Origin of the sequence: Bradyrhizobium sp. CCGUVB23, assembly GCF_024199885.1 — a bacterium.
Lineage (GTDB): Bacteria > Pseudomonadota > Alphaproteobacteria > Rhizobiales > Xanthobacteraceae > Bradyrhizobium.
Genome location: NZ_JANADQ010000001.1, coordinates 5,451,064 through 5,463,189, shown reverse-complemented (window position 1 = coordinate 5,463,189; position 12,126 = coordinate 5,451,064). Strand labels below are relative to the sequence as shown.

The 12,126-nt window shown below is 59.6% G+C and carries 3 protein-coding genes and 2 pseudogenes; 2 read left to right on the top strand and 3 right to left on the bottom strand.

Features of this window, described 5'->3' with window-relative positions; all coding sequences use genetic code 11:
• Positions 1-906: 906 nt before the first annotated feature.
• Positions 907-1,311, bottom strand: a pseudogene (locus NLN62_RS53580) (formyltransferase family protein); the annotation flags it as partial.
• Positions 1,312-2,633: 1,322 nt separating this feature from the next.
• Complete coding sequence (locus NLN62_RS53575) at positions 2,634-3,053, bottom strand: 4'-phosphopantetheinyl transferase (RefSeq protein ID WP_371933137.1); 420 nt, start codon at positions 3,051-3,053, stop codon at positions 2,634-2,636.
• 281 nt (positions 3,054-3,334) lie between these two features.
• On the opposite strand from NLN62_RS53575, the pseudogene NLN62_RS25220 reads away from it, so the two are divergent.
• Positions 3,335-4,254 (top strand): annotated as a pseudogene (locus NLN62_RS25220) (IS110 family transposase).
• Between the two features lie 701 nt (positions 4,255-4,955).
• Positions 4,956-5,615, top strand: a complete 660-nt coding sequence (locus tag NLN62_RS25215) for a hypothetical protein (protein WP_254113690.1) — start codon at positions 4,956-4,958, stop codon at positions 5,613-5,615.
• Positions 5,616-5,966: 351 nt separating this feature from the next.
• Here the strand turns inward: NLN62_RS25215 and xopAD are convergent, their stop codons facing one another.
• Positions 5,967-11,933 carry a XopAD/skwp family type III secretion system effector gene (gene xopAD, locus NLN62_RS25210; protein WP_254110611.1) on the bottom strand — a complete coding sequence of 1,989 codons (5,967 nt, stop codon included), beginning with the start codon at positions 11,931-11,933 and terminating at the stop codon, positions 5,967-5,969.
• Positions 11,934-12,126 lie beyond the last annotated feature (193 nt).

Genomic DNA, 12,126 nt, shown 5'->3' with positions numbered 1-12,126 from the left:
CGGGCAGCGCGCGATAAGGTCCCGCGCAAAGCTATCGCACCTCTTCAGCTGAGCGCATTCGGCGGCAACTGCCCTGCACACCTCTGCAAAACCATGACTAAAATCGATAGTAATTTCCATCGGCACGACAGAAGCGACAAGCGCCTCCTCCGCGTTCAATCCGGCTCGCGCTCCATTCGCTGCAGGAGTCCATCCCAATTGGAGCTCTGATTCGCCAATCATACGAGCGAGATAGATGAGCCACGCACTCAATAGGTGTTCCGTGCGTTCCACTGGCGACAACTCGGTCAACGCACTTGGAATGAGCCATGAAGTCGTCTGCCGTCTGGGATGAGCCTCAGCTTCTGAAGACGACAGATAAGGAAGCTCCAATAACTCAAACTGCTCAAGTCGCCGTTGCCAAAACTTCTCCCAAGGCGCCAACATTTCGTGGGCGACAGTTATGCTCCGCGCCTGCCCATCGCTCAAAATCGGGAGGCAATCGCCTATGTTCAGATTGGAGTGCCTCGCGAGTGCCCGCGCGTCGAAAGCCTGACCATCTGAGCTGCTAAAGCAAACCTCAACATCCTCTGTACCTGTCGCCACCCGCCAATGGCTGGAGTGAATTTCAACCAGGGAGCCCGCCGGAAAGCCCGAGCGTCCAGCCAGCACTTCCAAGCATTTGACTACGACAACGTCATCGCCAAGCAGAGCCTTGGGCAGGCACAACGGATTTGCATGATACGGCCCAAAGTCTAGCGCGCGTGTTACTGCTGACAGATCTTGGGCGGAGCGATCCCATCGCAGACAGCCCGCAGCATCCGGGCGTCGACTCCTATGAAAATAGGTTCTCTCCACTAGCACCTGCGGACGGGCGCTGAACTCTCCGTTCGTTAACCCAGTCAAGAGTTCCCGGAAGCCCTCGACAGCGGCTTCATAACATTTGAGATTCAGGGTCAAGGCAGTATCGCTGCGCGCAATCAAGACCTGGCGTTGAACGACCAGATCACCCGTATCAACCCCCTCATCGAGGCGATGCCACGTGATGGCGTATTCGGTCTCTTGAGCCAACAGCGCCCAAGACGTCGCATGAACTCCCGCATATCGCGGCAAGGGACCGTCGTGGTAGTTGAAAGCGCCTTGACGCGCTCGCCCAAACACTTCCGCTGGCAATATGAATGGATTTGCAACAGAAAATATCCACTCCACCGATTCCGTATTCAGGAACGTGGAGAGCTCCTCAACACTCGCCACGCACAAGACGTTGGTGCGCGCCGCCCAATCGCTGAATATAGGGTCGGCACACAATACCGCGCGGATGACGTACCCCATCTCGATTGCTATCTGAGCGCAGCCGATAGCTAGCGTACCACTACCAACAAAGACCACAGAGGAAATTGACGGGACTGCCAGCCGTTGCCTATCCTGATCTGCCGTTTCGCGACTACCTGCGAGCGTCGGAGGAGACGAATGCGCCATTTCACACCTCAGCTAACCGTTTCGTGCACAAGAGGCTCGGCCGTGGGTGGTAACTCCGCGCTGCGGGAGCCCGCCAACCAAGTCAATTTGAGCGCCCAAGTTGTTTCCGCCGCGCACCAACACGACTCTTCTCGTGTTGGTCATATTTTTTGTGTTGGTCATATTTTCTCGACCCTCGTTGGCTAGGATCTGCTCGTTCTAAAAAGGTCGCACCTCGGCAAGGCTACTGAAAGAGCGCGCGACTCAAAACGTCGCGGCGGTCCCTCGGCGCGAGCTCGAACCTATTGCGAACGGATCTGCAACTACTTGATTGGACCACCTCCACACTCCCGATCCTTCGAATGCTTGCCTAACAACTCAGAAAAGCGAAGTTCTGACGTTCATTCATCATTCTCCAGACCATCTTGAAGCGAGCATCTGACGTCACTTTGCGCTATGCTCCAGCTCGTCAATGCGAAATCGATGCGTGTGTGGAGTCGCCTTGGGCGGGACTTTTCCAAGCCTACAACCTGACCCAACGTGAGCATCAAGCCATTTGATGCTCTTGCTGAGGCTTATTCCATTCAACCGCGAGCGAACTGCATGTCGTGGCAATTCTCAGGCTCCCTCCATGGTGCAGTCCCGGGGCGAGAGAAACTGTGGGTGACGAATAGAGACCTGCCCGCGACCGCGCCACAGCGGAAGGCGGGTATACCGTGAGACTGCTTTCATACAGCAGCCAAACTCGTAGAGGTGGTCGGCTGGACGACGCACGCGCATCCGGATCGGCATTGCCGATTGAGAGATCCACCGTTCTACTGGCCGCTCAGCTCACGTGCGCTTGATGAACGACCTGGTTTGGGCAGTCTATGTTAGCGCGAAACACCCGCTGGCTCGATGGACAGATACACCCTCGATGGATTGATCGCCCGACGATCCAATCAATGTTCATATAGCCACGCGCAATGTTCCTTCGTTGCGACCGACCTTGATGAGATCGTCTTACTGATATGCCAGCTCTTACGAAGGGAAACGGCCCGCATACCATCCCAGGGCATTACGTGTCTCGAAATCGCGCAGCTAGCGCGAGAATTCCCCCGTCAAATGGCAGATAAATTCCGTTAATAGTTCGACTTCCAAAGCTCGCGGGCTTGTCCGAGTTGACGATTTGGGCCTCGAATAGGCTACACTGACTGTTAGTCCTGACGCTCACATCTTGAAAAATCCAAAAATTCACCAGTTGCCGGCGCATACGATTTGTATACGGCTTCCTTTATTGCGAAGATTAGTTTCGGACCGACTCGACTGTTAGACCACTCGCTAAGCTCGATCTCGGCGGGGGTGCATATGATCGGCAGAAGGTCCCCTTCAAGTGGTTCCTCGTCTTCAATGTCCAATCCCAAAGCGAGTACGTCGCTAGAGCGTCCGGCAACGGCTCCGCAATCAGACGAAGAGTGGGAAATACTCCCCATGGCTCCGGAAGGCCAAATAGGAGCTCGATCTGCCCCCGACAAAATCGGAACAGGAGCGAAGCCCAGACGCTCCAGCGCTTCACGAGCGTGATGCCGTCCCCAAGCGAACTCGCGTCGACGACGCTGCACGACGCCGCCCAACATTTCGGCCTCAGCGGGAAACGGAAGGGGAAAGGGGTCACGTATTGGACCGCCCGAAAAGGTGATGTCATGCGCTAAAGCTGCGCCGATAGCAGTCCCTAACGTCGCAAGCGCTTTCATAGATCGGGTAACGGGCTCCATGGGCTTTCCCCCAAGCCGTCGCTACGGCGCTGTTTGGGTGCGCGTCGCGCGGCTTGGTTGGGAGGCAAGCAGTTTGCCCTCACATTGATGGTGTCGCGGAGTCGGGGCCTAAGCCTCGCTCCAAACATCGAGGAGAGACGACCATGGACCATTATGCCGGAATCGGCGTGTCATTGGAATGCTCCCGCGTGTGCTTTGTCGATGCGAACGGCAAGATCGTTCGGGAGGCCAAGGTGGCGAGCGAACCGGAGGCGCTCATCGAGTGGTTCCGCTCACTCAGGTTCGGTCTTGTTAGGATCGGACTGGAGGCAGAACCGCTGTCGCAGTGGCGTCACGCCGCGATTGAAGCAGGCAGGCCTCGCGGTCGAGCTTCTGGAGACGCGCCACGCGATTCGCGCAATTCTGACGGCGCGCAAGCTGATCCAGGCCAAGCTTCAGGACATCGAGAACAGCTTGCGCGGGATCTTGCGCGGCTTCGGGCTGAAGGTCGGCAAGACGACGAAGCGCGGTTTTACGACGCGGATCAGCCAGTTGGTGGCCGGCCATCCGGCCCTTGAGGCGATCGCCGCGGCGACGCTTGCGGTTCACGCGGCCCTGGTGCGCGAGTTCAACAATTTTGAGAAGCAAGTACGGGTGATGTCCATCCTGGATGCCAAAGCCAGGCTGCTGATGTCGACGCCGGCCGTGGGACCGATCATCTCGCTGACCTATGCCAGCGCTATCGATGACCCCGCCCACTTCACCTCCTCGAAGCGGGCGGGGCCACTGTTCGGGTTGACGCCGAAGAAGCACCAGTCAGGCGAGACCGACTACTCCGGCCGCATCAGCAAAAACGGCGATGCTTCCTTGCGCGAGGCGCTCTATGAGGCCCCCACGTCATCCTGACCAAGCCGGTTAGGGGTTGTGCGCAGCTCAAGAGCTGGGCATGCGGATCGCCAGGCGCGCCGGCATGAACAAGGCCAAGGTGGCGCTGGCGCGCAAGCTCGCTGTGATCATGCTCCGCATGCTCAAGGACAACGTGCCCTTCAATCCGGCTGCCAAGGCAACCGCCGCCGCAGCCTAACAGAGGAACGAACAAGGGTTTCGGGCGGGTCACGACACCAGCCTTCCCGAAGCGGCGTCCCTTCGCCGGGACGAGGGATCAGGTCAGGCCGTCATCCGGGTTGTCGACACATCCCCGATTTGATCACGCCTTCCGTAGATTGGCCGATGTGCTCCTCTCTAGGACCCCACCAGGCGACGGCCATCGCCCCAATCCCGTACAGAAGCAGGTTCCCGGCGAGTGGACGATACTGGCGTCCGGCGCCGTAGCCTGACATCATAGCCAACTCAAGGCACAGCATCCGTGACGAGCTCATGTTCTCCGATCGCAATTTGGGCCGGTACCGTCGGATCACGGAGCGGTCGCGGTCGGTCGCCCAATAGTCGTCTATTCAAGAGACATTTAGACCGGATCGCTGCGGCCGGTCGGCGGAGGTCTAATGCTCCTTCTCGTGGCCAAAGCACAAGAATTCTCTCAACTTCTGAAAATCGATTGTTTTGAAATCGAACGAGACGTCATTCGACTGTCGATTTAGACCGCAGTTGCCACGCCCGGCTCGTCGGGCTGCTAGAAATCTGGTTGCAGAGTCTTTAAGAAAAGCTCTCGTGCTCGCTGCAGTGGTGTTACGAAGAATGAAGATACAGATATTCTCATTGCGGGAACGACCAGATCTGATCCCGTTGGTCTTTTCGAATGACTTGGAGGGGGTGTGGCCGGAGTTCATGCGACATGACGCGACGGCAAAGCTCTATTTTGGGCAATCTGTATTTTTCGACTATCTCGACTACGCTTTTGGAGCACTTCTCGATGGCGAGATCGTCGGGCGCGCCTTTGGTGTTCCATTTGCCTTCAACATCGAGGGCCGCACCGAATTGCCTGACGGCGGCTGGGACCAGGTTATCCGCTGGGCTCACGAAGACAGGCTTGTTGGGCGTGGGCCGACGACGATAAGCGCGCTCGAAATCACCCTTGTCCCCAAGGCGAGGGGCATTGGCAATGCACTGGCGATGTTGGATGCCTTGAAGACGTGCGCGAAGAAAATGGGCTTTGCAGAAATGTTTGTCCCTGTCCGGCCCAGCCAAAAGCAACTCGGCTCGCGGATGGCAATGCGTGAGTATATCACATTGCAACGTGCTGACGGTTTGCCAACGGACCCGTGGTTGCGAACTCACGTTTGCGTCGGAGGCAAAATATTGAAGATCGCTCCCTACTCCATGACCATCGTTGGGACCATCGCGGAGTGGACGCAATGGACGGGGGCAGCCTTCAATCGTTCAGGCCAGGCAGAGGTCGAGGGCGCATTGGTACCGGTACTTGTATCGGTTGAGCAGAATTATGGAGTTTACGTGGAGCCAAATGTGTGGGTCCAACATGCATTGTGATATCGGAAGCATCCAACGGGGTAGCGGGATGTGTCATTCGACCCTTTAATTGCAGATTGATGTCAATTGGCCTCTCCTTTTTTTCTTGACGGTGGTAGCGCTCGAGACAGGTTGCGCGCTGACGGTTACGTCAACGAAAGCACCTGTCGCCCGTTCTGGAGAAGTTCGGATCATTCAGTAGCGAAGGCCGCACGGGTGAATTGGCTGCCTTGGTCGGTGTTGAAGATCTCCGGCCTGCCATACCGCCGCGAGCGTCAATGATCCTCTGACTCGGCCACCTCGTCTATCGGGAACATCGCTACATGCGGGCAATACGGGCTTCCTACCTCGATCGTCGCGCTATACCTGTAGTTAATCTCCAGGGCGTTTCTGGTCCGGAGCGCCCTGCTCGCAAAGGTAGGTGTGCAGCGCCTGCACGCATGCATCTGCGTTCTTGTTGTCCCGCTTCTCGCGCGGAACGACGGTGAGATCGGCTTGGCGATAGTGGGGCGTGCGCTGCGCGACGAGTTCCTCGAAGCGCAGCTTCTTGATGGCCGACGTGTTGGAGCTCTCGGCGACGTCGCTATCCTCCGCCTTGTCGATGCGCAGCAACGGACGGCTGGTGTCCTTTGCAAGGCGCTTCCATATCTCATCCCGGTTGGTGTCGAGCCAGATCGACACCGCCTTGTCCTGGATGAGGCGCCGCGTTTCCTCGCGCTCGAACGCCCCGCCGCCGGTTGCCAGGACCACGTTCCCTTTCTCGACGCACTGCGCGATCGCGCTTGCCTCGCTGTCCCTGAACCACTGCGGGCCTTTGGCATCGAAAATCTTCGATATCGACATGTCGGTGGCCTGCTCGATCTGTTTGTCGGAATCGATGAAGGGCAGCCCCAGTCGTCTTGCGAGATACCGGCCGATGGTGGATTTGCCGGCGCCGGGTAGGCCGACGAGCACGATGGGCCGCGCACCGAGAGCAGCGACAATCTCTTTTGCAATGCCCGACCTCTCTGGCCTTCTTTTTTGTTCTTCGGCAGCGCGCAGTCCAAAGGCTGCGCTGGCGGCGCCTCTGAGACCCGCTTCACCGCCCCAATGGGGGATGTTCCTGGCGCCATCGGGGATGGCGACCTCCTTGCAGACGGCAAGCACGCTCTGAGTGAGCTCCTCCGCCTTACCTTGCTCCAGAGCATCGCCGCTCGCTTGCTTGCGAAGCTCATCCAGCTGCTTGTAGGTATCGTGATTGTCAATCTTGGCCTGGTAGCTGTCTGGCGTGTGGAACTCCACCTCGAAGCGGTAATCCTCCGGGGTGGCGAGCACGGTCTTGATGCCGACGAAGGTCGGATTGCGCATCCTGAACCAGTTGGTCGTGCTAACCTCGGTGTAGCCCAATTCGTCGAACGCCAGTATGGCCGTCTTGAAGGCGCGGATGAAATCCACGTCAGGGACTTCGAAGACATGGCGAACGGCGTTGCTGACCAGCTGTGCGCCGCCGGATGTGGCGCTCATGCCGGTGAGCTGGTCTCTGATGGAGCTTTCTGATCTCAACCTGCGATCGAAATGGGGCATTGTCATTGGAATGCCCGCCCGCCTGAGGGTTTCGGCGACCGACGTCGCCGTTCTGGTGATTTCCTGCTCTTCGACCTTAGCGCGGGCAGTTTCGGTGTTGCTGCGCTCTGCCGCCTCGTCGCGGGTCAACGTGACGGTCACGGCGGAATCCTCGGCGGCAGGCTGTCGGCCAGAAGGAGCGGGCAGAATCTGCTTCTCCACCGCAAGCTTGATCGAGGCTTCCATGATTGAAGCCGCCAGCGTGGGATTGTCCTTCAGATCCTCCAAGGTCGCATCGGCATCGAACCGGCCCTGGTTGAGGGTCGCCGCCAGTCCCTTGCTGTAGGGCACGGACTGCAGACCCGGCGTCCGTTGCAGGAGCCGCTGAAGCATTTCGCCCTTCTTCATGAAGTGGCGAGCACCCGTGTCGGATTTATAGGCGTCGGTCCCGACTTTGATGCCGAGGCTCAGGAGGTTGGTTGCGCTTTGCAGGAGGTCGTCGGCGTCGTAACCATCCGGGCGGGGATCGATGCGCGCAGGATAATGGTCGAGCAAGAGTTCGACACGGTGGCGTGGGTCAGGCGTTGCCGGATAGGTCGCCGCCAGCTCCGGGAAAAGCTCGGAGAGCGCTGGGCTCAGCGTTGGGATTGCGTCGCTCCCGCTGTCAACGCCCTCGGACAGGACCTGCTTATCCGCGCTGGCGGCCCACGCCTCGAGGTCGGAAATGAGCAGCTCAGCGACTTCGCCGGCGACCGGATGGTCTGCAGCCTCGATCTCGTCCCTCGCCCGCTCGAGCTTGTCCTGGATATCCTGGCCGCGCACCTGGTCCTGGTTCAACAGGGCCCAGATATCCCGCTTGAGCTCGTCGTGAATGCCCTCGAAAGTCCCAAACACGGCACGTTCGGCAAACCAGTGTCGGGCATCATGCGATTGGGCCAAAAAGTCTCGCTGCAGGCAGCTATAGATTTCCAAGACATCCTGTGTCGCAGCGAGGATCTGGCTGGCGCGACTGAAGTGGTAGCTCTCGCCCTCAATTGCCGGGGTATGCGACTTTGGCGGCTTGAGCGAGCGAAGTCCGCGCGCTTGCTCGGCCTGATCGAACTGCCGGACATGCTCATAAAGCTGCGGCCGGTCGGCGATGACAATGGCGGTGTCCCCGTCGAAGTCACCGTCAAGCTTCTTCTGTTCACCGATCGGAATGGCCACCAACGAGCCCGGGGCGAACAGCTCGGTCGCCTGGAGGATGCCGACGCAGTCGACCGGCGTGTCCTCCGTTACGCGGTCCTTGCGCTTGGTCCAGTTCGAATGGGACTTGACGTCCTCGGCAGACATGACCACCCCTTGGCCGGCGTAGTTGGCCGGCCACATCTGGTCCGGCACCACGATCAGAATGCCTTTGGCAAAAAACGTCGGATCGTCGGCTGACAAGTGCTCGGCTGACTTTGGGGCGACGTTAAAACTGTATTGCATGGCCACGCACTGATCCAGGAACGCCGCAGTCGAATCGCCATCAACCGCCGACCTCACTCGCTCGGCTTCGAACGGGCGCAAGTTGGGCTTGTCGTAGGGGGACCGCCCGAGCAGCACGCCACTCGTTCCCGTCAAGGTGTCGCTTTTGAGCGTCGGCACATGAAGGCAGCCATCATCGGACGGTACGGCGACTGCGCCGGGACCATCGATATGTCCGGCCGTCACGGTGCGAAACAGCTCTTCGGACGTCAGCTTTTCCTCTTGCCTGTGTTCAAGCCAATTCATGGCCTTCTCGCGCGCCTCATCCGCCACCTGCGCGCTACGCGGATAATGCTGTAGCGCCGAGGCGGGCAGCGACGATCGCCTTCCCTCCCCAAAGGCATGCATCCGATCGGAACCTTCCCGGTGGCCGGCCCGGCGAACCGCTGGCATACGCTCGGCCAGCGAGGCCTTGATGAAGCCACAGCCGTCATGGGGGCGCAGGGCAATCGGGCCTTGCGGCCCAGTCAGCTGGAAGGGATGCTCCTCGGTGGCAGGGCGGTCCGGCAGCAGCAACAGGTTGAAGGTGCCCTCCAGCGCGTAGTCGTGAGGCCCGAGATCCTTGATCGCCGGTGGCGCTGCAAACCCCCTGCGCTGAGTGTAATAATAGGCCTCTTTGAAAGGCGCCCAGGCGCGTGATAGCTGCTCGAACGCCGTGCCGGGTGCGGTGTCGGCATAGGGAATGGCCAGCAGCTTCCCTCCGGAAGACGCCGCGGGCTGCTCGCCTGGCGCGCGGGCGGCGATCTGCGAGACGGTCGGTTTTGGTGGTTTCAACTTGCTGCCGCCGAACAGGTCCATGCGGTATGGCACCCTCTCGACGGTGACCGTGCGCGCCAGCATGAAGGCGCTCGGCCTTGCCGGCAGTTGCACCGCGACCACCGGCAACGCCCCCGAGGTCAGGCGATGAAAAATCGAATACCGTGTCTCGGGCTCCGTGGCCACTCGCCGTCCCTGCAGGTCCACCACCGGCAACTGCATCAGTCCCGCTTCCCCCTGCGGCGGCCTCGGCTCGTGATCCATGGTTCGCAACACCTGATGGACGTCGAAGATGGACGCAGAATGTTGCGCCTTGATCCTTTCCGCATCCTGCACCATCAGCGCGTCGAGCACATCGACCGGGCTTTCCGCCTCGATCTGCGCGATCAGATTCCAGCTCATATTGGACAGATCGCTTTGGATGAGGTCGCGCGCGCCGGCCAGGATCTGCCTGGTCCCGCGCCGCAGCTCTTGCTGCCTCATCCACAAATCGGACCTCTTGCCCTCGACATACGGCCGTCGGTACAGAGTCTCCAGACTCGCACGCGCCTTGAGCACCTGATAGATCGACAGCGCGGGGCAGCGGGTCGCCAGTGGTCCACGGGTCCGCTCCGCATCGCTTGCTGCCAGATGCGCCTCGATCTTCTGCTCCACGACTGATTGCAGATCGTTCAGCAAGCCCAGAGCCTGTCTGCGGTGCCAGCGCAGCGGCTTCTGCGAGCTGCGGGCCAGCGGCAGCAGAGCTACGCACAGATTGCCTACGGTTTCGAGGTTGTTCTCGGTGGCAAAACCGGGGTGACGACGCAACTCCTCGAGCCGACCCAGGCCTGTGGGCGCGAGCGAACCGAGTTCGTCGAATAGCCTGGCCTTACCCAGCACCTTGAAAATGGTCGCGATGCTCAGAACATTGGCCTGCTCCAGGCGATCCGTCGCATAGTGAAGGTGGTGCGCCAGCTGATGGAGCCGATCGTTCAGCAGAGCGGTCTGTGTGATCTGTCCAGTGTCCTCCGCCCTCATGACACTTCGCCCGAGGGCATTGGCAATCATGCTGAGCTCAGGCGTTTTGAAAACACCGAAGCGCCGGCCTCTCGTACCGAGATTGCGCGCGATGTCTACTACTGCCTGGTGGCACGCCGCCTCGTCCGGCCACCTGCTAATGCCGTTCACCAGGTTCGTCAGTTCCTGCGAATTGAAATCGGAGAGCTGGTGGAGAGGCACCGCACCCGCGATGGCGACGACGGCCTCGCGGCAGGCCGCCTCGTCCGACCATTTGCTGAAACCGTTCACCAGGTTCGCCAGGTGCTGCTGAGTAAAATCGGAGAGGTCGCGGCAACTGATCTCACCGGCGATGGCGACGGTGGCCTCGCGACAGTCCGTCGCTTCCGGCCATTTGCTGAAACCATTGACCAGGCTTGCCAGGTGCTGCGGAGTAAAATCGGAGAGCGGGCGACGACGTACCTCACCGGCGATGGCGATTGCGGCCTCGCGACAGGTCGCCGCTTCCGGCCACTTGCTGAAGCCGTTCACCAGGTTCGCCAGGTGCTGCGGTGTAAAATCGAGGAGCCCGCGGCGACGGATCTCACTCGCGATTGCGACGATGGCCTCGCCACAATCCGCCGCTTCCGGCCATTTGCTGAAACCGTTCACCAGGTTCGCCAGGTCCTGCGGTGTAAAATCGAGGAGCCCGCGGCGACGGATCTCACTCGCGATTGCGACGATGGCCTCGCCACAATCGGCCGCTTCCGGCCATTTGCTGAAACCGTTCACCATGATCGCCAGGTCCTGCGATGTAAAATCGGAGAGCTGACGGCGACGGATCTCACCAGCGATTGCAACTGTGGCATCGCCACAGTCCGCCGCTTGCGGCCACTTGCTGAAACCGTTCACCAGGTTCGCCAGGTGCTGCGGTGTAAAATTCGCCAGGTGCTGCGGTGTAGAATCGGAGACGTGGCGAGGGATCGCACCCGCGATTGCGATTGTGGCGTCGCGACAGGTCGCCTCTTCCGGCCACTTGCTGAAGCCGTTCGCCAGTAATGCCAGACCTTGACTTTCGGCTTTCTGAAGTATCCCGCTTTCATCGCGACAAAATTCTGCGATTTTGACCGTTCCGTCGCGGCATTCCGTTGCCCGGGGATGCCGACCAAACGATGATGCGAAAAGGGAAAAGGCCCGAGGGTCGACCTGCGTCAAGAGCGCCTTGTCAAGCCGCGATACCTGAGCCGCTAGGGCTCGACAAGCTCTTATGCCGGCCTGACCTCCCGCGTCCCGGCTCACCGCGTTGCAAGTCGTGGCGTACCCCCATGACGATCGGATATTTTCTTCCAACTGCGCCACAAACCGAGCATCAAAATGGCCAGCTGCGTTTTGCAGAAATTGTGAAAGGTCCTCCCCCTCCAGCCGCCTGTTGTGATGCACCACTTTACGTGAGAAAATACCGATGTTGCGAGCTCTGGCGATTTCTCTTAGCGCCGCATTCAGTTTATCTGAACGTCTAAAAGGCCTTTCCGATATTGCGGCTTGGACGTTCTGCACAGTCGCATGGTTGATACGCGGCCTTTCTGGTACATCACTTGGGTCGGAGACGGATTGGCGATGCGCCGGCAGCGCGACTCTTTGCGAACTTTCGACCGCTCGATGGGCGTGCCACCGACCGCCATCCGAACGCGACAGACTTGCTTCCCGATTTGGCGTGCCTCTGTAAGATCCATGTTGCGATTCCGAGCCG